Source organism: Afipia birgiae 34632 (assembly GCF_000308295.2).
In the GTDB taxonomy this organism is placed as follows: Bacteria; Pseudomonadota; Alphaproteobacteria; order Rhizobiales; family Xanthobacteraceae; genus Afipia; species Afipia birgiae.
Genome location: NZ_HG326652.1, coordinates 1057056 through 1080748 on the forward strand (window position 1 = coordinate 1057056; position 23693 = coordinate 1080748).

Consider the following 23693-nt stretch of genomic DNA (forward strand, 5'->3'; position numbering starts at 1 on the left):
TCTGGTCTTGCGAACGGATGGCCGGGCATGCCCGGCCATCGACATTTGAGCATCATGCGTACTGACTTATTCGACTTCGAACTTCCGGAAGCCAACATCGCGTTGCGGCCTGTCAGCCCGCGCGACACGGCCCGCATGCTGGCAGTCACACCCGGCAAGCCGTTGACGGATGCGGTCGTATCTGACCTGCCGGGGTTCCTTCAGCCAGGCGATCAACTGGTGGTCAACGACACCAAGGTCATTCCGGCGCAATTGATCGGTCGCCGCATCGGCCGGGAGACTGAACCGAAGATCGAAGCCACCCTTATCAAGCGCATCGACGGATCGCGCTGGCAGGCATTGGTGAAGCCGGCGAAGAAGCTCATCCAGGGTGACGCGATCCGCTTCGGCAACGAAGGCCGCGTCTGTCTGCTGGGAAACCTTGACGCGCAGGTTGAGCACAAGGGCGAGAACGGCGAGGTGACGCTGTCGTTCTCGTTTCACGGGCCGGTGCTCGATCAAGCCATTGCCGATGTGGGCGCGCCGCCGTTGCCGCCCTATATCGCATCACGGCGGACGCCGGACGAACGCGACACGGCAGACTATCAGACCATGTTTGCGGTCAGCGAAGGCGCGGTCGCTGCGCCCACGGCGGGGCTGCATTTTACGCCGGCGCTTGAGGCTGCATTGCGCAACCGTGGCATCGGTCTGCACCGCGTGACGCTGCATGTCGGGGCAGGGACATTTCTCCCTGTGAAAGCGGATGACACCGCCGGTCATAAAATGCACGCTGAATGGGGCACGGTGTCCGGGGAGACCGCTTCTGCGCTCAACGATGCCCGGGCCAAGGGTGGTCGGGTCGTGGCTGTCGGGACGACGTCGTTGCGGCTTCTCGAAAGCGCTGCGGCGGATGACGGCACGATCCAGCCGTTTACCGGCGAGACAGCAATTTTCATCACGCCGGGCTATTGCTTCAAGGCAGTGGATGTTCTGATGACGAACTTCCATCTGCCGCGTTCGACCCTGTTCATGCTGGTTTCAGCCTTTAGCGGGTTGGAGACCATGCAGCAGGCCTATGCCCACGCCATCTCGAACGGCTATCGCTTTTACTCCTATGGCGACGCATGCCTGTTGTTTCGTCAGCCGACCTGACCCATAACGTCGGCAGTGTCCCGTATCCGACGTTCGTTTCACTCGGCAACACCTTCCGTACGAACGTCGGATACGAAAGGACACTAGCTATTTATTGTTCTCGTGATCCTTTGGTTCTGACATTCGTAAATGGTGTCTGCTGAGATGGAATACGAATGTCAGAACCGGATCACGAGATGAGTGTTCCCAACCATTTCCAGCTTCTCGGCCGCGATGGCGAAGCGCGGACCGGCGAACTTACGACGCCGCATGGCGTTGTGCGGACGCCCGCGTTCATGCCCGTCGGTACGGCGGGCGCCATGAAGAGCATTCATTGGCGCGACATCCGTGAAACGGGTGCGGATATCGTGCTCGGCAACACCTATCACCTGATGCTGCGTCCTGGCGCTGAGCGCATCGCAGTGTTGGGTGGACTGCAGAAGTTCACCACATGGAACGGCCCGATGCTGACCGACTCCGGTGGCTTTCAGGTCATGTCGCTGGCAAAGCTGCGCAAGGTCACGGAACATGCAGTGACGTTCAGCTCGCATATCGACGGCACCAAAGTCGAATTGTCGCCCGAGCGCGCCATCAAGGTGCAGCGTTTGCTCGGGTCCGATATCGCCATGCAACTCGATGAGTGCGTGCGGCTGCCGGCCGAGCGGACCGATATCGAACGCGCCATGCAGTTGTCGATCCGCTGGGCGGAGCGCAGCAAACGGGCCTTCGAGACTGCACCTCCGGGATACATGCTGTTCGGGATCGTACAGGGCGGCGATATTCCCGAATTGCGCCGCGAGAGCACCCGCGCGCTGATTGACGTAGGGTTTCATGGCTATGCGGTCGGTGGACTGGCGGTTGGCGAGCCGCAGGCCGTCATGCTGGCGATGATCGAAGAGGTTGCTCCTATCCTGCCGCAGGAACGTCCGCGGTACTTGATGGGCGTCGGGACACCGGACGACATGCTGGAGGCAGTCGCGCGGGGGATCGACATGTTCGACTGCGTGATGCCGACGCGCAATGGCCGCCATGGCCACGTTTTCACGCGGCATGGCGTCATCAATTTGCGCAATGCCCGCCATGCCGATGATCCGCGTCCACTGGACGAGGAAAGCGCCTGGCGTTCGGCGAACGGCTATTCGCGAGCATACCTGCACCACCTCGTGAAATCAGAGGAGGCGCTGGGCGCGATGCTGCTGTCGGAGATCAACGTCGCGTACTATCAAAGCCTGATGAGCGGTGCCCGCGAAGCTATCGCCGCCGGGACATACGGCGATTACCGTGCATCCGTTCGCGCTGAATGGGCGCGGGGCGATATCGCGCCGCGCTGACAAATTATGCGGACAGGTTGTGCCGTCAGTTGCAGACGATCTTGGTGGAATGCTTCGTGACGAAGCCATAGCCGCAATTGTCGCAGGTCCACAGATAGCTGATCACGTCATCAGAAAGAAATGCAGATGCCTCGGCTGCGACCATTGAGTCCGCGCAAATCGTGCACACCGGACGGTCGGACGTGCGCGGCGGTAAGCGTGATGGCTTGGTCGACAGAATTTCAGCAAGCGCTGGCATCGTGACCTCCCTACCGGATTTGAGCTTATGCCCAATATACACATAGGAGTTTGAAGATGTCGCAACACAAATGCGTTCCTTTTGCGAAATGCATTTTGCGATGCAACGCTCGCCGCCGCGCCGTGATTACCCCTTGCGCACATGAGCGCTGCCGCCCTTAATGGCGAAGCTGTTCGTTTTGCGTAGCTTTCTCTGATGGCTCGCATTTGATTGATGTGGAGGACCTCGGCATGGACACCAAGACACACCCAAATGTTTCGCAGGCACATGGGCCGGGGCGCGGGCGAATCTACGACAGCATCGTTGATGCATTTGGCGACACGCCGATTGTCCGGCTGCATCGGTTGCCGGAACAGAACAGCGTGAAGGCAACAATTCTCGCCAAACTCGAGTATTTCAATCCGGCTGCGAGTGTGAAGGATCGCATTGGCGCGGCCATGATCATCGCGATGGAGAAAGCCGGTGTGATCGATCCAGACACCGTTCTGATCGAGCCGACATCCGGTAATACAGGTATTGCGTTGGCCTACGTCGCCGCGTCGCGCGGCTATCGCCTGAAGCTCGTGATGCCGGAGTCAATGTCGATCGAGCGCCGCAAGATGCTGGCATTTCTCGGCGCGGAGATTGTTTTGACGCCCGCAGCCCAGGGTATGAAAGGCGCGATTGCAACCGCAGAGGAGTTGATCCGCAACACGCCCAACTCGGTGATGCCGCAGCAATTCAAAAACCTGGCCAATCCCGAGGTGCATCGCCGCACGACTGCGGAGGAGATCTGGAACGATACCAGTGGCAATATCGACATATTCGTCGCCGGTGTCGGGACCGGCGGTACGATCACCGGGGTGGGGCAGGTTCTGAAGCCTCGCAAACCATCCTTGCGTGTGGTCGCTGTCGAGCCGGTGGAAAGTCCCGTTCTATCCGGCGGTCAGCATTCGCCGCATAAAATTCAGGGTATCGGCGCAGGCTTTGTGCCGGACGTTCTCGACCGGTCTGTGATCGATGAGATCGTCAAGGTCGATAGCGCAACGGCGATTGCCACATCCCGGGCTCTGGCGCGTATCGAAGGCATCCCCGGCGGTATTTCATCGGGCGCGGCCATTGCTGCGGCGCTGGAGCTCGGCAAGCGGTCCGAGAATGCGGGCAAGACCATCCTGGCCGTCATCCCGTCGTTCTCCGAGCGCTACCTGTCCACGGCGCTGTTCGAAGGAATTTGAGTATGGCGTCACCTCCAAGACGGCCGCGCACGCTCAGCGACGCCAAGACGGAAGCCGAGGCGGCGTTCAAATCTGTCACCAAGAAAGAGCCGGAGGCACTTCCCAAGACGGTCGCAATCCCGGGTGTGAAGGAGCTTGTCTCAATCCGGATTGATCAGGATGTCCTTGAGCACTTTCAGGAGGGTGGTCCCGGCTGGCAGGACCGCATCAATGCGGCGCTGCGCAAAGCCGCAGGAAAATCCGACTGAATCACGCCACGCGATTGGCGCGCGCGGCTTCCTTTTGGGCGTCGAAATCGCGGCGTCGCCGCGCGAGTTCCTCGGGCGCCATGCGCTCCACGTTGTTGTAGTCGCGTTTCCACGAGGCATCCTCGCTCCAGCGCAGCGGGGATTGAACGGTCGTTTGCGGACCCGGCGCGCTTTCCAGCACCTTCAAAGCCAATTCCAGCGTGAAGGCCTGAGACGCCACGTCATGGGGTTTGCCCGCGGAGTTGCCTAACGGGAAATCGCTAAACAAAAATCGCGGCACGGCGGCGTGTTCGACAATGTCCTTCGCACAGCCCATCAACACAGTTGAAATCCCGTTGGCCTCCAGATGGCGCGCGACCAGCGCGGTGGTCTGATGGCACACTGGACAATTTGACACCAGAACGACGGCGTCGATGTCATCCGCCTTGCAGCGTGAAAGAATGTCCGGCGCGTCGGTATCGATGGTGACGCGATGGCTGCGATTGGTCGGCGCACCGAAGAAGCGCGGCGCAACCGTTCCGATCCGGCCTTCGCCAGCGAGGCGATGCAATTGCGCCAGCGGGAACCAGGTGTTCATGTCGGTCGCGGACGTGTGCGCGCGGTCGTAGGCGATGTGCGAGATTCGCAGATCGTGCTGTTGTGCCGTGTCGCCGCTGTAGACCTGATAGAATTTCGCACTGCCGTTGTAGGCTGCCCCCGGTCCCTGATCGCCCTTCGCAGGATCGAACCGGGCGGCCGTGGTCACGATGGCCACGCGCGACTTCGCCAGAGGCTTGGTCAGCGGCTGGAAGGGCGCTGCAACATTGTGCGCCCAGCGGTAGGGGGTATCATAACCGATAGCGAGATAATAATCCCGCGTCCGCTGCATGTAAGGGACGGGCAAGTCGAAATCGCACACGGTATTCTCGGAGGCAGCAGGCGAATCCGTCATGATCAAAGTCCTTGAAACCTGGCGAGGTAGGCGTAGCAGATGCGCTCCGTCTCAGCCATATTCAAGGGAATGATGCCGGGAATACCGGCAGCGCAGGCAAGGAAATCAGCCGATGATTGGAAAGAAGAAAGGCGACGCTGCCGGCTCGAAGCCGAAGAAGCGGCCGTCGGATCCGACCAAGGGTGCACCATTCAAGGTTGATCCCAGCAGTGATGACTTCGCTGCTCCCCGGAATGATTTGAGCGAAGACGAACTGAAGGAGCAGGAGGACCGCAGATCCTGACGGCCGCTGCGCAGTTACGAATCGTCTACAGGGCGCTGAGATCCGTTGGAACGTTCCCGAATGCCTTCAGGATCATTGCATCCTTGAAATCGCCCGTCATCGGATCGCCGGAGCGCGTGAAGGCAACAGCGCCAACGACGCCGGACGTCCGCGACAACGTTTCCGCGCGCCGAATCGCTGTAGATGCGCTTTGAAACTCTTCCGCTGTTCCCGTTACGACGGATCCTTCGTCATCCTCGCTGAACGGAAGCGCCACATAGTAGGAGATATCGGCCATCTGTGTTTCCCAGGCAGTGATATTGGCATTGTGTTCTCTTTTTGTTCTTTTGTCAATTGTCGCCTCCGTCGGCGGAACGTCTCGGGATCGGCAGGAATTCCACAGCCTGAACAAGGATGCCGGGCTGCACTTGACCCACATCCACCCGCCACCTACACACCGCCACACGTGAGCGCGTAGCTCAGGCGGTAGAGCACGTGACTTTTAATCATGGGGTCGTGGGTTCGAGTCCCACCGCGCTCACCATGGCACCCTGTCAACCAAGTGTGGCGGTCGTCTCTCGACGCGCGAGGGAGAATCGCAGCAAGAATAACGCCGCATCCAGATGCGGTTCTTGCAGCGAAAGAGGGCAACGAAAATGTACTTTGTCGCCGGTCTCCTGGTCGTGTTGTCCGGGCTCTTCTATGCCGCCGATCAAGGCCAACTCGGCAAGTTTGGCTCTCAGATGTGCGCCTACGGCGACGCGTTCTGCCGGCACCCGGTTTACGTTTTGATAGGCGCCGGACTGGCCGCTGTGTGGGGCACATTTGTCAGCATGAAGTAAGCTGACGAACTCAATCGCTGAAAACATCAATTGATGTCGGGACGGACGTCCGACGGGACCGGCTGCTGTGCGGTGACACCTGCCGGCGTTGCCTCGCGGCGCAGTCCGATGAGTTCTGCAGCGCGAACCGTGGAAGTCTTCCAGAAGCTGAACGCATTGATCCGCGAATTCTCGAGGATTGCAATGGCAACAGCCGACAGGAAAGGCAGGCTCTGAAGCACGAGCACGCCCGCGAAGATATTGATCTCCCGGACTTCCTTCACATTGAACGCCACCAGCACGATTGCGCCGATGATCAGCAAAATGCCGATGACGGCTTCCCAGAACGCCTGGAATTCCACGGACATCATCGAGAGGCCGCCCTTGGACGTTCGGGCGAATGGAAGGTGGTCGGTGATCAGGCCGTTCGCCACAGCCCGAGAAACCGTCCATTGCACCGACATCGCCGCTACCATGGCCCCCAGCATCTGGCCGACCTTCACCGGCACGCGAAGCCTGTAAAGGATGAGGAAGTGGGAGAGCGACACCACAAAGGCCGCTATGATCGGTAGCGTGAGAATTTTATCCGGAATGGCAATGTCGGCGAACGAGACGATCGGCACCCAGATCAGGTTCAGGATTGCGACGACCACGCCGAGGCTTTCCGCGCCGAGCCAGTTCAGCCAGCCGAGCGCGAATTCGCGCTTCTGATCCGGTGAGAGCCGGCTTGCATTGGGCAAGAACCGGCGCCAGTGCTTTTTCACGATCTGGAACCCGCCATAAGCCCAGCGGTGGCGCTGCTTCTTGAAGGCCTCGTAGGTGTCCGGCAGCAGGCCATAGCCGTAGCGCTTGTTGGTGTAGTGCGTCAGCCAGCCGTGCTCGATAATCGCGAGACCGAGGTCGGTATCCTCGCAGATCGTGTCGCCGGCCCAGCCGCCCGCCATGTCCATCGCCGCGCGGCGGATCAGGCACATGGTGCCATGGACGATAATGGCGTTGGCTTCGTTCCGCTGCACCATGCCGATGTCGAAGAAACCGGCATATTCGCCGTTCATGGCGTAGTGCATCAGCGAGCGGTCGCCGTCGCGATGTTCCTGCGGGGCCTGCACCAAACCCACGCGCGGATCGACGAAGGCCGGCACCAGATCCTTGAGCCAGTCCGGTGTGACCACATAGTCGGCGTCGATGATGCCGATAATTTCCGCATCCGGAGCCGTGCGCTCCATCGCGATCCGCAGCGCGCCGGCCTTGAAGCCCTGGACTTTCTCGGCGTTGATGAAAATGAACCTCTCGCCCAGCGTGCGGCAGTGATCCTGAATCGGCTGCCAGAACGCAGGGTCGGGCGTGTTGTTGATGATCACCACGCATTCGAAATTCGGATAATCGAGCCGCGATACCGCATCGAGCGTCTGTTTCAGCATCTCGGGCGGCTCGAAATAGGCCGGCACATGGATCGAGACCTTCGGCGCATATCCTTCGGCCGGAGAGGGCACCGCCGCCGAGATCAGGCGGGCCGGCTTGTGCCCGAAGGCAATGGTCGCGATTTCCTCGATCCGCGCCATGGCAATCAGGACAAGCGGCACCAGCAGGATGAGACCGAGCGTCAGCGCGAACGCGGACCCGAAGACGAAATAGTGCGTGTTCCAATAAGCAAAGACGGTCGCGACCCAAGCGCCGACTCCGCTGGCTGCGGCCGCGAGCACAACCGATTGCATGACTGTAGGACGCGCCAGGCGGAAAATCGGGAAGGACAGCAGAACCCCAACCAGCAGGGCTATGCCCGCAACCTTCCAGTAGTCGTGGTCCACAACAGGCCCTGTCCAAGAGAACTTGGGCTCACGTGAAGCATCAAGAATGCCCCAGTAAGGTCCAACGCCGCCTTCAAAAAACTTCCACGGCTGGTCAATGGCTTCGACGATGTTGTAGTCCATGCCGATGGCTTCGGCGCGGGTCACGAAATTACGGAGCACCCAGGCCTGCTCGAACGGACCGGGGAAAGCATTCTTGAGGTTGTATCCCGCGCTCGGCCATCCGAATTCGGCGATCACGATCCGCTTGCCGGGGAAGGTGTCCCTTAGCAGTCCGTAGATATACATGGCCTGATCGACTGCTTGCTGGGCGGTAAAGTTTTCCCAATACGGCAGGATATGAGCGGCAATGAAATCGACGGCAGAGGCGAGCTGCGGATTATCGCGCCAGATGTTCCAGATTTCGCCAGTTGTTACAGGAACATTGGTCTGTTTCTTGACGCGCTGGATAATCTCGATGAGATCTTCGACCTTCTGTTCCCCGCGGTAGATGGTTTCGTTGCCGACGACGATGCCGATGACGTTGCTGTTGCGCTTCGCAAGTTCAAGAGCGGCCGCGATCTCGCGCTCGTTACGGTCGGCGTTCTTGTCGATCCATGCGCCGACTGTGACCTTGAGGCCAAACTCGTTGGCGATCGCGGGAACCAGTTCAACGCCGCCCGTCGACGAATACAGGCGGATGGCCTTGGTCATGGTCGCGAGCTTCTTCAGGTCCGCGCGGATTTTCTCCTTGTTCGGAATGTTGTCGACGTCCGGGTGTCCCGTGCCTTCAAACGGCGCGTAGGACAGGCTGGGCAGCATTCCGTTGAAGTCGGGGGCTTTCTGCTCGTCACGCAACAGGCCCCAGAGGGCGGCGTGAATGGCGGTAACGCAGAGCAGGACAGCAACGATGGCACGCATCAAGGAAAACCATACGGGGCCAAACGTGGCAGATCGCGAACCTGTCCCCTCGGTTCGGCAGCGTCAACAGCAGCTTATCTATGCTGCGCAGCTTAACAACTCATATGGCGACATGGCGTTTTGAGGGCGCAGCCGAGTCCAATTGAGACGCGGCCGCTTGGTTCCCCATCGGCAGTTTTGCAGGCGGCTATTTGCCTGGTGCGGCCGGTGTAGGCGCTGCTGCCGAAGCTGGCGGCGCTGCAGGAGCCGGCGCTGGGCTGGCCGGAGCGGCTGCAGCCTGTGGCTGCGCCGCCGGATTGATCCAGCAGGCGTGGACGCGCCCGTTGAGGGTTTCTGCCACCTTGGGGTCGATCGTTGCGCCAAATCGTACCACGCAGCGGAACGAGGCCTGGATGTGGCCGCCGGGGCAACCGAACCGCTCGTAGAGATCGAGATGGCGGAACGCCGTGTCGAGGTCGTCGCGCCACATCAGGCCGACCACACGTCGTCCGAGCCAGACGCATTCCGGGTTTCCTGCGGGGCCATTGATCGCCTGCGCGGCCTCAACGAACTCGTCGGCCTTGCGCTGGCTATCCTTGGCCGCATCGGCTGGAGCGGCCTGTTTGGGGGCTGTGTCCTGAGCACGGAGATCGCCGCTTTGTGCGATAGCGGCCCCGATCCCGACAAACAGAGCAAGGGCCGGAACGGCGACTCGCTGAAAAACGGTAACTCGAAACCCGGTACGAACCAGACCCATGAAATCCCCGATGAATGGCGTGCCAATCGGCAACGCTCGGCGCCAAACAGATGCCCCGCTATTGCGGCGGAAGATTGCCTTTACCGCAACTGCCTGATTCCCATGAAGGACATTTATGTTTTTGTCCAGCAAGGTGGAAGTTTGATGCGATTTTGGTAAGGGCGTGCGGCGAGAAGACCGGGGGTAGGTGCTGGTTGGGGTCTTGGCAGACCAGCGGCGACCGGGTATCGACGTGCCTCCCCGGAGGACGGAACCATTTCGCTTCGTACGCCACTGGCCCTTCTCGTCATATCCCTAAGCGCTATTGCCGCAGTTTGGTGGTGGTTAGCCACGCCGATCACCTTGGCGCGCGCGCCAATAGACCCTGCAGCGAAGCTGGAATGCGTGTCCTACGCGCCGTTCCGGGGAGGACAAAACCCGCTCGAGCCCGGACTGGTCATCGGGCCGGAGCAGATGGCGGAAGACCTCGCACAACTCGCCAAGGTCACCGGCTGCATCCGTACCTATTCGGTCGGCAACGGCCTCGAGCGCATTCCTGAACTCGCCGAGAAAGCCGGCCTCAAGGTGATGCTCGGTGTCTGGATCGGCACCAACCGCGTCGACAACCGCACGCAGATGGAAACCGGTATTGCGCTCGCCAAGAGGTATCCGGGCGTGGTTAGCGCCGTGATCGTCGGTAACGAGGTGCTGCTGCGGGGCGAGATGACTGCGGCCGACCTGGTGGCAAACATCCGCTACGTGAAATCGAAGGCCGGTGTCCCGGTCACGTATGCCGACGTCTGGGAATTCTGGCTGAAGAACCGCGACGTCTATGACGCCGTCGACTTCGTCACGATTCACATCCTGCCGTACTGGGAGGATCACCCAATCCGCGCGCGGCATGCTGCAAGCCACGTCGATTCGATTCGCAAACGGATGGCCGTCGCATTCCCGAACAAGGAAATCCTGATTGGCGAAACCGGCTGGCCGAGCGCAGGCCGCATGCGCGAAGGTGCGTTGCCGTCACGGGCCAATCAGGCACGGGTGGTTTCCGAGATTCTTCAACTGGCCCGTCAGGAGAAGTTCCGGGTCAATCTGATCGAAGCCTATGACCAGCCCTGGAAGCGCATGTGGGAGGGCACAGTCGGCGGCCATTGGGGTCTGTTCGATGCCGACGGGACTCGCGACCTGAAATATCCGGCTGGTCAGCCGATTACCAATTTCCCCCGTGCGAAGGTCTATGCTGCAGCCGGCATGATCTTCTCGGCGCTCGTCTTTGGTGTAGCGCTGTTGACGCTGCGCCGCAGGCCGTGGTCCCCGCATCTGAGTTCGTGGGTCACCGTTGGAGTTTGCGCGACCGCTGGCGGCGCGCTTCTCGGCGTGGCGTTCGACAAGCTGATTGTCGAAAGCCTCGGCGTCGGCGGCTGGACCGTTGGCATCTTGCTGTTCGGTGCTGCCGTGCTCTCGCCGTTGGTCGTGGCTAACACTGTGATGTACGGACGCAGCCTTCCGACGTTTCTGGAGCTTCTCGGACCAGGCGACTATCGCACCACGTCGCGCATGCAGACCATTCTCGGACTCGTGCTGCTCGTCACGACGGTGATCGCCACCCAGACGGCGCTCGGCTTCGTGTTCGATCCGCGCTACCGCGACTTCCAGTTTGCGGCTCTAACGATGGCCGTCGTGCCGTTCCTGCTCTTAACGGCGACGAACAGACCGGCGTCGGGCAAGCGCCCGATCGCGGAGTCGATCTTTGCTGGCGCGCTCGCGCTCTCCGCAGTCTATGTCGGCTTCAATGAGGGACCGGCCAACTGGCAGTCGCTCTGGACGTGTGGATTGTATCTGTTGCTGGCGCTTACGCTGTCTCGGGCGCGGGTCGCGCAAACCCCAGAATAAGCAGCCCGATCGCCACGCCCGACAGGCCGATGTTGTAGAGCACGATTCCGAAGCACGCCGCGATCAGCCCGACGGTGAGGGTGACGATCGACGGGCGGATCAAGTGCAGGAGCGCGACGACCAGCGCTGCAATCCCAAACACGTAGTGCTTGAAAAGGTAGGTCATTGTCTGCCGCGTCTTGCAGAGCATGGTTTGCAAGCCGGCATCGCACTCAAGGCGGACCTGCGCAAACTCGATGGCCATGTAACGCAGGTAAATGGCGTATCCGATGGTGAGAAATCCCACGATCAGAATCCATTGCACCTGATAGGGGGTCAGTCTGAACGGCTCTTTTTTCATGCGTCGAATATGGTTCGGATCGAATTGCGATACAACCCGGGCAGCAAAAGGTTTGGGCGTTATCTGTTGCCGAAAAACGAGCTGAATGACGATGTTCTGGGCCGTTCTTCGACCGGTTCGCTGCGCTGTCTGCTCCGCCGCTTCGCGCGGTGAGCGGGAGCTTCCGGCTTCTTTGCCTCCGGCTGTTTTTCGCTGATCATGCTGAGGCGCTGGCCCTCATACACGGACGTTTCGCAAGGGCGATTGCTCTCCGTCAGGAATCCCGCACACAGCTTCGCGGCTTCTGCGGCGTCTGACAGCGGTCCGGCAACCAGCCGCAACTGCATTCCCAATCCGTCGTGACGTTCCTTCACCACAATAACGGGCTGTAATGATGCAAGCTGTTGCGAATAGATTTTGAGCGCGCCGCGCCAGACGGCGCGGAGGCCCTCGATCGACTTGGCGCCGCCGAGATCCACGCCGAACTCGGTCTTGCGAACGATACTCGCCGATGGCGCTTCGCTCGCCGCCGGTTCGGATGGCGCTACAGCGGCCGTAACCGTTGGCGCGGGATCGGCGGGTGGAGCGTCGGCCTTTTGCTCGGCTGGTTTGGCAGGAGCAGGAGATGCCGCCGGAGCCGCGGTTGCGACCGGCGCGATCTTGGGCGGCGGTGCTGCCGGCTCGGCTTTCGCCTCGGCGGGTTTGACTGGTCCAATCGGGGCGGCTTCCGCTGACGGCGCGGGTGCGGCCTGTGCGGGTGCAGTTTGTTGAATCGCCGGCAGTGTCGCCACTGCTGGGCGCGCCAGCGCGCCGGTCACCGAATCCAGGCCCTGTTCCAGCACGGTCACGCGTGCGTACAACCGGTCGCGGTCGCCATTGAGCGTTTCGAGTGCTGCGGTAAGTTCCCGCGCCTTGTTCTGGCTTTCCTTGGCGATCCACTGGACCTGTTGGGTCTGCCGCGCGATTTCGGCGGAGGCCAGCTGATCGCGGTTGATCGCCGCCGGCGATCGAGTCGCGAGAATCGCGATGATCAGCGCTCCGACCGAGCCAACGCCCCATGACGCGAGCCGCCACATTGACCGCCCGTCGAACTCGTCCTCTTCCGCAAGAAAGCGATTGATCCAGCCGGCGCCATCGTCGTCCGTCAGATCATCGCGGAATTGGTGGCTGTCCTTGGTCATAGCGCAGGTGTGGCCCTCCCGTGCCCCGGCGAATCATTGTGTAAAGATTAACAGGAAGCCGGGGTCTGCGCGCGGAGGAGAGCGTCCAAAACGCTTTTGTCCCTCGACGCTCTCGGGTAAGACGGCGCCGGCGCGCTTCTGCGTGCGGTACAGGAAAAACGCATGTCGGGCAGAACAACCCTCACGATCGTGCTTGCCGCCGGCGAGGGCACCCGCATGCGCTCAAGCCTGCCCAAGGTGCTGCATCTTGTTGCTGGCAGGCCCTTGGTAGCCCATGTACTTGCGGCAGCGCCCAGTGACAAAGGCGATGCGGTTGCCGTGGTGGTCGGGCCCGATCATCAGGCGGTGATCGACGAAATCAGGCGCGCGCGGCCCGACGCCAAAACCTTCGTTCAGCGCGAACGGCTCGGAACGGCCCATGCGGTGCTGGCGGCGCGCGAGGCCATTGCTGATGGCGCGGATGATATTCTCATCGCGTTCGGTGATACGCCGTTGATCGACGCCACGACATTCGAGCGGATGCGGGTTGCGCTGAAGGACGGCGCGGCGCTGGCGGTGCTCGGATTCCGCGCCGCCGATCCAACGGGTTACGGGCGGCTGCTGGAAGAGGGCGGACAGCTTGCCGCTATCCGCGAGCACGCCGACGCCAGCGAAGCCGAGCGAACCGTCACACTTTGCAATGCGGGCGTCATGGCGTTCGCGGGCCACACCGCGCTGACAATTCTTGATCGTATCGGCAATGGCAACAGCAAGGGCGAATACTATTTAACTGATGCGGTGGCGATCATGCGTGAGCTTGGCTTGCGGGCTGTCGTAATCGAAACCAGCGAGGACGAAGTGCGCGGAATCAACACCAAGGGCCAACTCGCCGAAGCTGAACAGGTGATGCAACGCAAGCTGCGGCAGGCCGCGCTGGATGCAGGCGTGACGCTGATTGCTCCGGAAACGGTTTTCCTCGCTGCGGACACCACGTTCGGCAAGGATGTCACGATCGAGCCGTTCGTCGTGATCGGTCCAGGTGTCACCATCGAGGATGGTGCGGTGATTCACTCGTTCTCAAGCCTTATCGATTCGCGCATCGGCAAGAATGCATTGGTCGGTCCTTTTGCGCGTCTGCGGCCCGGCACGGTGCTGGGAGAGGGCGTTCGCATCGGCAACTTCGTCGAGACCAAGGCCTCCGAGATCGACGCCGGAACCAAGGTCAATCACCTGACCTACATCGGCGATACGCACATCGGCGAGAAAGCCAACATCGGTGCGGGCACGATCGTGTGCAACTACGATGGTTTCGACAAGCACCGCTCCGAGATCGGCGCCGGGGCTTTTGTGGGCTCCAACTCGTCGCTGGTGGCGCCGGTCAAGATCGGTGCAGGCGCCTTTATCGGATCGGGCTCCGTTATCACCCGGGAAGTGCCGGACGACTCGCTGGCGGTCGAACGCAGCCAGCAGACCGTTCGCGAGGGCTGGGCAAAACGCTTCCGCGAGATGAAATTGCTCAATCGGAAGCCGAAAAGTCAAAAGTAAGGCACCAGCACTTACCGCGCTGATTTCGTTAACGGTTTACCCTGTCTCAATCCGCAACAATTGTTGAGGCAGAACCGTGTTATTCCTCGGTACATAAGGCCGCATTGGGGCGGGCTGGAGACATCGAACCGCATGTGCGGAATTGTAGGAATTCTCGGACGGGGACCGGTCGCCGAGCAACTGGTCGACTCGCTCAAGCGTCTTGAGTATCGCGGTTATGACTCGGCTGGCGTCGCGACGCTCGAAGGCGTGCTGCTCGATCGCCGCCGCGCTAAGGGCAAGCTGAAAAACCTGGAAGCCGTACTGAAGTCCTCGCCGCTCGGCGGGCATATTGGTATCGGCCACACGCGCTGGGCCACCCACGGCAAGCCGACGGAAAACAACGCGCATCCTCATGCGACCGACAACGTCGCTGTCGTCCATAACGGCATTATCGAAAATTTCCGCGACCTGCGCACGCAGCTCGAAACACAGGGCGTGACGTTCTCCAGCGAGACCGACACCGAGGTTGTCGCGCATCTCGTGAATTCGTATCTTGCCAAGGGCCTGTCTCCCGCCGAGGCGGTGAAGGCAACACTGCCGCAGCTGCACGGCGCGTTCGCACTGGCCTTCATTTTCAGGGGCGAAGAGAACTTGATGATCGGCGCCCGCAAGGGGGCGCCGCTGGCGGTCGGTTATGGCGACGGCGAAATGTATCTCGGCTCCGACGCCATCGCGCTCGGGCCGTTCACCGACACCATCAGCTATCTCGATGACGGCGACTGGGTTGTGCTGTCTCGGAACGAAGCCACTGTGTACGACGACAAGAACGCCGTCGTCGAACGCGAGATTATCAAGCACAACACCGCGACGTCGCTGGTGGACAAGGCGAACTACCGCCACTTCATGGCGAAGGAAATCCACGAGCAGCCTGAAGTTGTCGGTCATACACTGGCGCACTACGTGGACATGGCCACCGAGAAGGTGGCGATGCCGGTCAAGCTGCCGTTCGACTTCAAAGACATTCAGCGCGTGTCGATCACGGCCTGCGGCACCGCGAGCTATGCGGGCTTCGTCGCAAAATACTGGTTCGAGCGATTGGCGCGTCTGCCGGTCGAACTCGATGTCGCGTCGGAGTTTCGTTATCGCGAAGCGCCGCTGCGCAAGGGTGACCTCGCGATCTTCATTTCGCAATCCGGCGAAACCGCCGATACGCTGGCGGCGCTGCGCTACGCCAAGTCGCAGGGCCTGCACACCATCTCCGTCGTCAACGTCCCGACGTCGACCATCGCGCGCGAAAGCGAGACCGCGCTGCCGACGCTGGCCGGACCTGAAATCGGCGTCGCTTCGACCAAGGCATTCACATGCCAGCTTGCGGCGCTGGCGGCTATCGCCATCGCGGCGGGCAGGGCGCGCGGCGAACTCTCAGAGACCGACGAGACGAAACTCGTGCATGGTCTTATCGAGGTGCCACGCCTGATGACGCAGGCGCTCGCACTCGAACCCCAGATCGAGAAGCTCGCCCGCGACATCGCAAAGAGCAAGGACGTCCTCTATCTCGGCCGTGGCACCAATTATCCGCTGGCGCTGGAAGGCGCGCTGAAGCTGAAGGAAATCTCCTACATCCACGCCGAAGGCTACGCGGCCGGCGAACTCAAGCATGGACCGATCGCGCTGATCGATGAGACGATGCCGGTCGTCGTGATCGCGCCCCATGATCGCGTGTTCGAGAAGACGGTGTCGAACATGCAGGAAGTCGCCGCGCGTGGCGGGCGTATCATTCTGATGACCGACGCGCAGGGGGCCAAGGAAGCCACCGTCGAGTCACTGGTGACCATTATCCTGCCGGACATGCCGGCTACGGTGACCCCGCTGGTCTATGCAATCCCGGTGCAACTGCTGGCCTATCATACGGCGGTCGTAATGGGCACCGACGTCGACCAGCCGCGGAACCTCGCCAAATCTGTGACTGTTGAGTAGCCGCAGGCAGACAAACGGTCGCAGTGCGGACGGTCCGCGCCCCGAAAAGTCTGATACAGTGGTGTCGCAATAATTTGCGATGCTGTTCTAACATTTCGCGTGAGGATGGTTCGGTTCTACGATGAATGAGACCACGCCCAACATGATCCCCGGCGGTTTGCCGCCTGTTCCGTCGCCGGACGCCCCGCGCGGCGCGATGGCGCGGCTGCGCCGCTATTTTCTGACCGGTCTGATTATTGCCGGTCCCATCGCGATTACGATCTACCTGATCTGGTGGTTCGTGACCTGGGTGGACGGCATCGTGCGTCCGTTCGTGCCGATCGCCTATCGTCCCGAAACCTACCTGCCGTTCGGGCTTCCAGGCTATGGCCTGATCGTCGCCTTCTTTGCGCTGACGATGCTGGGATTTCTGGCGGCAAACCTTATTGGCCGAACGCTGGTTGATTTCGGCGAAAACCTGCTTGGCCGTATGCCGGTGGTGCGCGCGATCTATCGCGGCCTCAAGCAGGTGTTCGAGACGCTGTTCTCCGGCAACGGATCGAGCTTCCGCAAGGTGGGGCTCGTGGAATTTCCGTCGCCGGGCATGTGGTCGATCGTTCTGATCTCTCAGCCGCCGAGCGTCGAGATCGCGTCAGGTCTCCCGGGCAAGGAAGAATTCATTTCGGTCTTCCTGCCGTGTGCACCTAACCCGACCACGGGATTCTTCTTCTACGTGCCCAAGAGCAAAATCATCGAGGTCGATATGAGCACGGACGCTGCGGCGACGCTGATCATGTCGGCAGGTGTTGTGCAGCCCGGCGGCGACGCGCAGAAGAAAGTCAACGCGCTGGCCGAGATGGCCAATGCCGCACGCGTCGCGACCGCGTCGCAGACGCCGGACCCGGCGAAGGTGGACTAACCCGCACCAATCAGCGGCAACGCCTCGTCCCGCTCATACAGATAGAGCAGGCAACGCAGCGCTTCGCCACGTTCGCCGTTGAGCTTCGGATTGTCCTGCATGATCCGCACCGCTTCGTCGCGGGCCTGCGCGATGAGCTGGGCGTGGACCTCGGGCCGCGCGATGCGATAGCCGGGCAGGCCGCTCTGGCGGGTGCCGAGCACTTCGCCTTCGCCGCGCAAACGTAAATCCTCCTCGGCGATGCGAAAGCCGTCGGTGGTTTCGCGGATCACCTTCAGCCGCGCGGCGGACATTTCGGTCAGGGGCTCGTGATAGAGCAGGAGGCATGTCGAGGCCTCAGAACCCCGGCCGATGCGCCCGCGCAACTGATGCAACTGGGCGAGGCCGAAGCGCTCGGCGTTCTCGATCACCATGATGGAAGCAGCGGGGACATCGACACCGACCTCGACCACCGTTGTCGCCACCAGCACCTGAATCTCGCCGGCGGCGAACTGCGCCATGACGCGATCCTTTTCGGGGCCCTTCATCTGGCCGTGAACAAGGCCGACGCGGTCGCCGAAACGTTTCTGAAAAATCTCGAAACGTTTTGTCGCGTTGGTCAGGTGTTCGATACCCTCGGCTTCGGATTCCTCCACCAGCGGGCAAATCCAGTAGACCAGCTTGCCGCTCTCGATGGCGCGGCCGACCGCGTCGATGATCTCTCCGGTGCGGCTGTCGGCGACCGCGCGGGTGTCGATCGGCTGGCGGCCCGCGGGCTTTTCACGCAACTCCGAAATATCCATGTCGCCGAAGTACGTGAGCACCAGCGTGCGCGGGATCGGTGTGGCGCTCAGCACCAGCACATCGACGGCGTCGCCTTTCTCGGTCAGCGCGAGACGCTCACGCACGCCGAAGCGGTGTTGTTCGTCCACGACGGCGAGCGCCAGCGCCTTGAAGATCACATCGTCCTGGATCAGCGCATGGGTGCCGACCAGAAGATCGATCTCGCCGTCCGCGAGGCGCGTGATGATGTCGCGGCGCTCCTTGCCTTTCTCGCGGCCGGTGAGAATGGCGACGCGCATTCCGGAACGCTCCGCCAGCGGCGTGATGGTCTTGATGTGCTGACGCGCGAGGATTTCCGTCGGCGCCATCAGTGCCGCCTGCTTGCCGGTCTCCGCGACAGCGGCTGCCGCCAGCAGCGCCACGACGGTCTTGCCCGATCCGACGTCGCCTTGCAGCAGGCGTAACATGCGGACCGGTTGATTGAGATCGCTGGCGATGGCCTTTGCCGCGTCCTGCTGCGATGCAGTCAGCGCGTAGGGCAGTGCGTCGATGATCTTGTGGCGCAGATGTCCGTCGCCCGCATTGCGCACACCGGCGGGACGGCGCAGTTGCGCGCGCACCAGCGCCAACGCCAGTTGGCCGGCCAACAGTTCGTCGAATGCCAGCCGTGACCAGAACGGATTTTGCGGCAGGATGTCGGTGAGTTCGACTGGTTCGTGGACCCGGTGCAATGCTTCGGCGATGGGCGGGAACGAACAGCGCCGCAGGACTTCAGGGCTGATCCATTCGGGCAAGGCCGGGAGCTTTTGCAGCGCCTGCGCCATGGCGCGGCGGATCGAACCGATGGCGAGGCCTTCGGTCAGCGGATAGACCGTGTCGATCTGCGGCAACTTGGCGAGACCTTCCTCGTCGACCACGCGGTCGGGATGCACGATCTGCAAGGTGCCGTCGAACATCTGCGCGGTGCCCGAGACAAAACGCTTCTCGCCCTTCGGCAGCAGCTTCTCGATGTACTCCGGTTTGGCGCGAAAATAGGTGAGGACTACGTCGCCGGTTTCGTCGCTGGCGTAGACGAGGTGAGGCGCACGCGAGCGGCCCGGAGGCGCCGGCCGGTGACGGTCGATGGTCACCTCCAGCGTCACCACGGTTCCGGGAACGGCTTCGGCGATCGTCGGCCGCGTGCGGCGGTCGATCACATTCGTCGGCAGATGCAGCAGCAAATCGACCAGACGCGGCGTCTCGCTGCGGTCAAGCAGATAGCGAAACAGCTTGTCCTGCTTCGGCCCGACGCCGGACAGGCTCGTGACGGGCGCGAACAGCGGATTGAGCAGGGAAGGGCGCATTCAGATCGACTCAAGGTGGAAACTTGCTGCTGCTTTTGCATATCCCGAATGCAAGGACAGAGAAATGCTGACATCGGCAGTCATGATGGCTATATCAGCCCTCCCGGCGAATGGATTGAACTGGACATTCGCGATCTTACGGCCGCGGATATGTAACGCGAATGTCCAGTTCAAATCCATTTCAACACTATATTTGCCAGTGGCCCGTTGATTCCAACATTCGCAAACATGCCGGCTGAAACGGGATGCGAATCTTGGAATCGGGCCACTGGTCCGGGCTTTTTGCGTTGGAGAAAGTGACGGACATGACGGGAACGACACGATCGAGCGATGGCCTCGACGACAGACGCAAGCGCCTGCTGTTCCGCTGCTGGCATCGCGGGACACGCGAAATGGACCTGATCCTCGGGGGCTTTGCCGATGCGAATATCGCAGCGCTGTCCGACGCCGAGATGGCCGATCTCGAAAGCCTGATGGAATTGCCGGACCCTGACCTTTACGCGGCGTTCAGCGGCGCCCAGCCGCTCGTGTCTCCCTACCAGGATGGTATTTTTATCCGCATCAAGCATTTTCTGGATGCGAGCCACCGTTCATGAAGTCGCCTGTTCGATCTCCAGCCCAACTGCTTCGCCCCGGCCACGTGCTGACGCTGTCCAACGTCGCCGAGGGCGCGGAGGCGCTTGTCGTATCGGACATGGCGCGCGCGGTCGCGGCCAAGCCGAACCCACCCGCCATCAGCCTCGCCGTGGTTTGCCGCGACGGACCGCGCATGGCGCAGCTGGCGCGTGCACTGGAATTCTTCGCGCCGGATTTGCCGGTGATGCAGTTCCCGGCGTGGGACTGTCAGCCCTATGACCGCGTGTCGCCCCATGGCGGTATCCTGGCGCAGCGCCTGACCACGCTGGCGAAACTGTCGCGCCTTCAGGGCAGCGAGAAGCCGTTGATCGTGCTGACCACGGTCAATGCCATCGTTCAGCGCGTGCCCGCGCGTGACGTGGTGGCGGCGCAGGCGCTGTCGGTTGCGCCCGGACATCGCGTGGCGATGGACAACATCGCGGCGTGGCTTGAGCACAACGGCTACAACCGCACCTCGACCGTGCGCGAGCCGGGCGAATACGCGGTGCGCGGCGGCATCCTCGATCTGTATCCGGCCGGGCTCGATCAGCCGGTCAGATTCGATTTCTTCGGCGACACACTGGAATCGATCCGTACGTTCGATGCGGAATCGCAGCGCACGCTGCACGACATGCGCGGGCTCGATCTCGTACCGGTGTCGGAATTCCAGCTGGTGACGGAGACCATCAAACGCTTCCGCATGGGCTATGTCGCGACGTTCGGCGCTCCGGACCGCGACGATATGCTGTATGAGGCGGTCAGCGAAGGCCGCCGCCATCCCGGCATGGAGCACTGGCTGCCGCTGTTTCAGGAGCGGATGGACACGCTGTTCGACTATCTCGGCGCTGCGCCCATCGTGATGGAGCCGCTGGCCGAGGATGCCGCGCGCGAACGCTTCACCCAGATCAACGATTACTATGAGGCGCGGCGCGAGGTGATGGACACGCCGGGCGGCGGCGCGATCTACAAGCCGCTGCCGCCGGACCGGCTGTATCTCACCGACACCGAATGGGCCTCGCTGCTTTCCGACAGTTCGCTGGCGCGGCTGACACCGTTTGCCCTGCCTGAGGGCGAGGGCGTCGTTGACATCGATGCGCGGCAGGGGCGCGACTTCGCGCCTGAGCGCGGAGACACCAACGTCAACGTGTTCGAAGGCGTGGTGGCGCATATCAACGGCCTGCAGGCCGCGCGCAAGAAAGTCGTCGTCGCGCTGTGGTCCGAGGGTTCGCGCGACCGCATGGCGAGCATGCTCAAGGACCACAAGCTGCTCAACACCACCAGCGTCAATTCCTGGCGCGCGGTGCAGGCGACGCCGCGCAACGAGACCATGCTGGCCGTGGTCGGCCTTGAATCCGGCTTTGAGACCGAGACCATCGCGCTGATCACCGAGCAGGACATTCTCGGCGACCGTCTGGTGCGTCCGCGCAAGGCGACCCGCAAGCTCGAGAACTTCATCTCGGAAGTCACCAGTCTCGCCACCGGCGATCTGGTGGTGCATGTCGAGCACGGAATCGGGCGGTTCGTGGGCTTGCAGACCTTGCAGGTCGGCGGCGCGCCGCACGACTGCCTTGAACTGCATTACGCCAATGACACCAAGCTGTTTCTGCCGGTCGAAAACATCGAACTGCTGTCGCGCTACGGCTCCGACCAGACCAATGTTGAACTGGATCGCCTGGGCGGCGGCGGTTGGCAGGCGCGCAAGGCCAAGCTCAAGAACCGCATTCGCGAGATCGCGGGCGACCTGATCAAGATCGCCGCGGAGCGGCATGTCCATGTCGCGCCGAAGTTTCCGGTGCATCAGGGCACCTACGACGAATTCTGCGCGCGCTTTCCTTACGAGGAAACTGAAGACCAACTCGGCGCGATCAATTCGGCGCTGCATGACCTCGACGCCGGGCGTCCGATGGACCGGCTGGTCTGCGGTGACGTCGGCTTCGGCAAGACGGAAGTCGCGTTGCGCGCGGCGTTTGCCGTGGCGCTGGACGGCAAGCAGGTCGCTGTCGTGGTGCCGACCACGCTGCTGGCGCGGCAGCACACCAAGACCTTTACCGAACGCTTCAAGGGTTTCCCCGTGAACGTGGCGCAGGCCTCGCGCCTGGTCGCGCCGAAGCAGATGACGCAGGTCAAGAAGGACCTCGGCGACGGCAAGATCGACATTATCGTCGGCACCCACGCGCTGCTGGGCAAGAGCATCAAGTTCAAGGACCTTGGCCTCCTGATTGTGGACGAGGAGCAGCACTTCGGCGTCTCCCACAAGGAGCGGCTGAAGCAGTTGCGCGCCGAGGTTCATGTGCTGACGCTGTCGGCGACGCCGATCCCGCGCACGCTGCAACTGGCGCTGACGGGGGTGCGCGAACTGTCGATCATCGCGTCGCCGCCGGTCGATCGCCTCGCGGTGCGCACCTTCATCGCGCCGCATGATGCGCTGATGATCCGCGAAGCGCTGCTGCGCGAGCGGTACCGTGGCGGTCAGGCGTTCTATGTGTGTCCGCGTATCGAGTACCTCGCCGAGGCCAAGGATTTTCTCGACAAGCACGTGCCCGAGATGAAAGTCGCGGTCGCGCACGGCCAGATGCCGCCGACGGTGATCGAGGACATCATGTCGGCGTTCTACGACGGCAAGTACGATGTGCTGCTCTCGACCACGATTGTGGAATCCGGTCTCGACATTCCGTCGGCGAACACGCTGATCGTGCATCGCGCCGACATGTTCGGTCTCGCGCAGCTCTATCAGTTGCGTGGCCGTGTCGGCCGCTCGAAGCTGCGCGCCTATGCGCTGTTCACGCTGCCGTCCACGCACAAGATCACCGCGCAGGCCGAGCGCCGCCTGAAAGTGCTGCAGTCGCTGGAAAACCTCGGCGCGGGCTTCCAGCTGGCATCGCACGATCTCGACATTCGCGGCGCGGGCAATCTGCTCGGCGAGGAACAATCGGGCCATATCAAGGAAGTCGGATTCGAGCTGTATCAATCGATGCTGGAGGAGGCGATCCTGTCGCTCAAAGCCGGCATCTCCGAGCCGGTCGCAGACCGCTGGTCGCCGCAGATCACCCTTGGCATGCCGGTCCTCATTCCGGAAGACTACGTGCAGGATCTCTCGATCCGGCTGTCGCTCTATCGCCGCCTTGCAGATCTCGACACCGGCGACGAGATTGAGAACTTCGGCGCGGAGTTGCGCGACCGCTTCGGACCGTTGCCGGACGAGGTGCGTTACCTGTTCCAGATCGCGGCGATCAAGTCGTATTGCCGCCGCGCCAACATCGAGAAGGTCGATGCCGGGCCGAAGGGCGCGGTCATTACGTTCCGCGACAACTCGTTCGCGCAGCCGGAGAAGCTGGTTTACTTCATCCGTCAGCACGGGCAGGCCGCGAAGGTGCGTCCCGATATGAAGGTGGTGTTCTTCCAGGAATGGAGCACGCCCGAGGAGCGCGTCGAAGGCACGACCACGATCCTGCGCGATCTTGCCAATCTGGCAGAGGGCAAGAAGGCGGCGTGAAGTCGCATTGGCTCCGCCCGCTCATTCCCGCGCAAGCGGGAATCCAGTCATCGTATTCGGAAAGCCGGCCCCGGGTCCCCGCTTGCGCGGGGACGAGCGGGTTTATGGAAGCCGTCATTGCGAGC

General features: G+C 61.8%; 21 protein-coding genes and 1 tRNA gene. 13 read left to right on the forward strand and 9 right to left on the reverse strand.

Annotated elements, in window-relative coordinates; translation table 11 throughout:
- Positions 1 to 54 precede the first annotated feature (54 nt).
- Together queA and tgt are read left to right on the forward strand one after the other, a co-directional pair.
- Positions 55 to 1131: a tRNA preQ1(34) S-adenosylmethionine ribosyltransferase-isomerase QueA gene (gene queA / locus BN32_RS05145; protein WP_019197052.1), complete on the forward strand. Its 1077-nt coding sequence runs from the start codon at positions 55 to 57 to the stop codon at positions 1129 to 1131.
- Between the two features lie 176 nt (positions 1132 to 1307).
- Complete coding sequence (tgt, locus tag BN32_RS05150) at positions 1308 to 2441, forward strand: tRNA guanosine(34) transglycosylase Tgt (RefSeq protein WP_040426009.1); 1134 nt, start codon at positions 1308 to 1310, stop codon at positions 2439 to 2441.
- Between the two features lie 25 nt (positions 2442 to 2466).
- On the opposite strand, the gene BN32_RS05155 is transcribed toward tgt, so the two are convergent.
- Complete coding sequence (locus tag BN32_RS05155; protein ID WP_019197054.1) at positions 2467 to 2679, reverse strand: hypothetical protein; 213 nt, start codon at positions 2677 to 2679, stop codon at positions 2467 to 2469.
- Positions 2680 to 2909: 230 nt separating this feature from the next.
- Between BN32_RS05155 and cysK the strand changes: the two genes are divergently transcribed.
- Both cysK and BN32_RS05165 read left to right on the forward strand, forming a co-directional pair.
- Positions 2910 to 3893, forward strand: coding sequence for a cysteine synthase A (cysK, locus tag BN32_RS05160; RefSeq protein ID WP_040426011.1), 984 nt, complete (start codon positions 2910 to 2912; stop codon positions 3891 to 3893).
- A gap of 2 nt (positions 3894 to 3895) precedes the next feature.
- The gene (locus BN32_RS05165; RefSeq protein ID WP_019197056.1) at positions 3896 to 4141 is read left to right on the forward strand and encodes a BrnA antitoxin family protein; all 246 of its coding nucleotides are present in this window, start codon (positions 3896 to 3898) and stop codon (positions 4139 to 4141) included.
- Position 4142: 1 nt separating this feature from the next.
- Here the strand turns inward: BN32_RS05165 and BN32_RS05170 are convergent, their stop codons facing one another.
- The gene (locus tag BN32_RS05170) at positions 4143 to 5072 is read right to left on the reverse strand and encodes a glycine/sarcosine/betaine reductase selenoprotein B family protein (RefSeq protein ID WP_019197057.1); all 930 of its coding nucleotides are present in this window, start codon (positions 5070 to 5072) and stop codon (positions 4143 to 4145) included.
- A 112-nt stretch (positions 5073 to 5184) separates the two neighbouring features.
- Between BN32_RS05170 and BN32_RS27210 the strand changes: the two genes are divergently transcribed.
- Positions 5185 to 5355 (forward strand): hypothetical protein, encoded by a 171-nt coding sequence (locus BN32_RS27210; RefSeq protein WP_019197058.1) that lies wholly within the window; start codon positions 5185 to 5187, stop codon positions 5353 to 5355.
- Between the two features lie 25 nt (positions 5356 to 5380).
- Here the strand turns inward: BN32_RS27210 and BN32_RS05175 are convergent, their stop codons facing one another.
- Complete coding sequence (locus BN32_RS05175; RefSeq protein WP_019197059.1) at positions 5381 to 5632, reverse strand: hypothetical protein; 252 nt, start codon at positions 5630 to 5632, stop codon at positions 5381 to 5383.
- A gap of 170 nt (positions 5633 to 5802) precedes the next feature.
- On the opposite strand from BN32_RS05175, the gene BN32_RS05180 reads away from it, so the two are divergent.
- A tRNA-Lys gene (locus tag BN32_RS05180) sits at positions 5803 to 5878 on the forward strand.
- 10 nt (positions 5879 to 5888) lie between these two features.
- On the opposite strand, the gene BN32_RS28195 is transcribed toward BN32_RS05180, so the two are convergent.
- Both BN32_RS28195 and BN32_RS05190 read right to left on the reverse strand, forming a co-directional pair.
- Positions 5889 to 6203 carry a hypothetical protein gene (locus BN32_RS28195; protein ID WP_173405765.1) on the reverse strand — a complete coding sequence of 105 codons (315 nt, stop codon included), beginning with the start codon at positions 6201 to 6203 and terminating at the stop codon, positions 5889 to 5891.
- Positions 6203 to 8863 carry a glycosyltransferase gene (locus BN32_RS05190; protein WP_019197061.1) on the reverse strand — a complete coding sequence of 887 codons (2661 nt, stop codon included), beginning with the start codon at positions 8861 to 8863 and terminating at the stop codon, positions 6203 to 6205. Before BN32_RS05190 ends, BN32_RS28195 begins: the two co-directional genes overlap by 1 nt.
- On the opposite strand from BN32_RS05190, the gene BN32_RS28040 reads away from it, so the two are divergent.
- The gene (locus tag BN32_RS28040; protein WP_283805240.1) at positions 8853 to 8987 is read left to right on the forward strand and encodes a hypothetical protein; all 135 of its coding nucleotides are present in this window, start codon (positions 8853 to 8855) and stop codon (positions 8985 to 8987) included. The genes BN32_RS05190 and BN32_RS28040 overlap by 11 nt on opposite strands.
- A 63-nt stretch (positions 8988 to 9050) precedes the next feature.
- Here BN32_RS28040 and BN32_RS05195 read toward each other — a convergent pair whose 3' ends face one another.
- The gene (locus BN32_RS05195) at positions 9051 to 9599 is read right to left on the reverse strand and encodes a hypothetical protein (protein ID WP_040426014.1); all 549 of its coding nucleotides are present in this window, start codon (positions 9597 to 9599) and stop codon (positions 9051 to 9053) included.
- A 384-nt stretch (positions 9600 to 9983) separates the two neighbouring features.
- On the opposite strand from BN32_RS05195, the gene BN32_RS05200 reads away from it, so the two are divergent.
- Positions 9984 to 11474 (forward strand): glycoside hydrolase family 17 protein, encoded by a 1491-nt coding sequence (locus tag BN32_RS05200; protein WP_040426015.1) that lies wholly within the window; start codon positions 9984 to 9986, stop codon positions 11472 to 11474.
- Here the strand turns inward: BN32_RS05200 and BN32_RS05205 are convergent.
- Together BN32_RS05205 and BN32_RS05210 are read right to left on the reverse strand one after the other, a co-directional pair.
- Entirely contained in the window at positions 11434 to 11814 is a 381-nt protein-coding gene (locus BN32_RS05205) for a hypothetical protein (RefSeq protein ID WP_019197064.1), read from the reverse strand. The genes BN32_RS05200 and BN32_RS05205 overlap by 41 nt on opposite strands.
- A gap of 59 nt (positions 11815 to 11873) precedes the next feature.
- Entirely contained in the window at positions 11874 to 12974 is a 1101-nt protein-coding gene (locus BN32_RS05210) for a hypothetical protein (RefSeq protein ID WP_019197065.1), read from the reverse strand.
- Between the two features lie 162 nt (positions 12975 to 13136).
- On the opposite strand from BN32_RS05210, the gene glmU reads away from it, so the two are divergent.
- The 3 genes from glmU (at position 13137) to BN32_RS05225 (ending at position 17355) form a co-directional block, all read left to right on the forward strand.
- The gene (gene glmU, locus BN32_RS05215; protein WP_019197066.1) at positions 13137 to 14498 is read left to right on the forward strand and encodes a bifunctional UDP-N-acetylglucosamine diphosphorylase/glucosamine-1-phosphate N-acetyltransferase GlmU; all 1362 of its coding nucleotides are present in this window, start codon (positions 13137 to 13139) and stop codon (positions 14496 to 14498) included.
- Positions 14499 to 14630: 132 nt separating this feature from the next.
- Positions 14631 to 16457: a glutamine--fructose-6-phosphate transaminase (isomerizing) gene (gene glmS, locus BN32_RS05220; RefSeq protein ID WP_019197067.1), complete on the forward strand. Its 1827-nt coding sequence runs from the start codon at positions 14631 to 14633 to the stop codon at positions 16455 to 16457.
- A 121-nt stretch (positions 16458 to 16578) separates the two neighbouring features.
- Positions 16579 to 17355, forward strand: a complete 777-nt coding sequence (locus BN32_RS05225; protein WP_019197068.1) for a DUF502 domain-containing protein — start codon at positions 16579 to 16581, stop codon at positions 17353 to 17355.
- Here the strand turns inward: BN32_RS05225 and recG are convergent.
- The gene (gene recG / locus BN32_RS05230; RefSeq protein WP_019197069.1) at positions 17352 to 19460 is read right to left on the reverse strand and encodes an ATP-dependent DNA helicase RecG; all 2109 of its coding nucleotides are present in this window, start codon (positions 19458 to 19460) and stop codon (positions 17352 to 17354) included. The genes BN32_RS05225 and recG overlap by 4 nt on opposite strands.
- Positions 19461 to 19765: 305 nt before the next feature.
- Here recG and BN32_RS05240 point away from each other — a divergent pair, with 305 nt between their 5' ends.
- Positions 19766 to 20056 (forward strand): FAD assembly factor SdhE, encoded by a 291-nt coding sequence (locus BN32_RS05240; protein WP_040426016.1) that lies wholly within the window; start codon positions 19766 to 19768, stop codon positions 20054 to 20056.
- Positions 20053 to 23568 carry a transcription-repair coupling factor gene (gene mfd / locus BN32_RS05245; protein WP_019197072.1) on the forward strand — a complete coding sequence of 1172 codons (3516 nt, stop codon included), beginning with the start codon at positions 20053 to 20055 and terminating at the stop codon, positions 23566 to 23568. Before BN32_RS05240 ends, mfd begins: the two co-directional genes overlap by 4 nt.
- Positions 23569 to 23693 lie beyond the last annotated feature (125 nt).

Excerpts from the sequence above, each read along its gene's own strand:
- BN32_RS28040 (WP_283805240.1), top strand. The coding sequence starts at position 8,853 with ATGGCACGCATCAAGGAAAACCATACGGGGCCAAACGTGGCAGATCGC.
- glmU (WP_019197066.1), top strand. The coding sequence starts at position 13,137 with ATGTCGGGCAGAACAACCCTCACGATCGTGCTTGCCGCCGGCGAGGGC.
- cysK (WP_040426011.1), top strand. The coding sequence starts at position 2,910 with ATGGACACCAAGACACACCCAAATGTTTCGCAGGCACATGGGCCGGGG.
- BN32_RS05205 (WP_019197064.1), bottom strand. The coding sequence starts at position 11,814 with ATGAAAAAAGAGCCGTTCAGACTGACCCCCTATCAGGTGCAATGGATT.
- BN32_RS05175 (WP_019197059.1), bottom strand. The coding sequence starts at position 5,632 with ATGGCCGATATCTCCTACTATGTGGCGCTTCCGTTCAGCGAGGATGAC.
- BN32_RS28195 (WP_173405765.1), bottom strand. The coding sequence starts at position 6,203 with ATGTTTTCAGCGATTGAGTTCGTCAGCTTACTTCATGCTGACAAATGT.
- BN32_RS05240 (WP_040426016.1), top strand. The coding sequence starts at position 19,766 with ATGACGGGAACGACACGATCGAGCGATGGCCTCGACGACAGACGCAAG.
- BN32_RS27210 (WP_019197058.1), top strand. The coding sequence starts at position 5,185 with ATGATTGGAAAGAAGAAAGGCGACGCTGCCGGCTCGAAGCCGAAGAAG.
- tgt (WP_040426009.1), top strand. The coding sequence starts at position 1,308 with ATGAGTGTTCCCAACCATTTCCAGCTTCTCGGCCGCGATGGCGAAGCG.
- BN32_RS05170 (WP_019197057.1), bottom strand. The coding sequence starts at position 5,072 with ATGACGGATTCGCCTGCTGCCTCCGAGAATACCGTGTGCGATTTCGAC.
- recG (WP_019197069.1), bottom strand. The coding sequence starts at position 19,460 with ATGCGCCCTTCCCTGCTCAATCCGCTGTTCGCGCCCGTCACGAGCCTG.
- glmS (WP_019197067.1), top strand. The coding sequence starts at position 14,631 with ATGTGCGGAATTGTAGGAATTCTCGGACGGGGACCGGTCGCCGAGCAA.
- BN32_RS05190 (WP_019197061.1), bottom strand. The coding sequence starts at position 8,863 with ATGCGTGCCATCGTTGCTGTCCTGCTCTGCGTTACCGCCATTCACGCC.
- BN32_RS05195 (WP_040426014.1), bottom strand. The coding sequence starts at position 9,599 with ATGGGTCTGGTTCGTACCGGGTTTCGAGTTACCGTTTTTCAGCGAGTC.
- mfd (WP_019197072.1), top strand. The coding sequence starts at position 20,053 with ATGAAGTCGCCTGTTCGATCTCCAGCCCAACTGCTTCGCCCCGGCCAC.
- BN32_RS05155 (WP_019197054.1), bottom strand. The coding sequence starts at position 2,679 with ATGCCAGCGCTTGCTGAAATTCTGTCGACCAAGCCATCACGCTTACCG.
- queA (WP_019197052.1), top strand. The coding sequence starts at position 55 with ATGCGTACTGACTTATTCGACTTCGAACTTCCGGAAGCCAACATCGCG.
- BN32_RS05210 (WP_019197065.1), bottom strand. The coding sequence starts at position 12,974 with ATGACCAAGGACAGCCACCAATTCCGCGATGATCTGACGGACGACGAT.
- BN32_RS05225 (WP_019197068.1), top strand. The coding sequence starts at position 16,579 with ATGAATGAGACCACGCCCAACATGATCCCCGGCGGTTTGCCGCCTGTT.
- BN32_RS05165 (WP_019197056.1), top strand. The coding sequence starts at position 3,896 with ATGGCGTCACCTCCAAGACGGCCGCGCACGCTCAGCGACGCCAAGACG.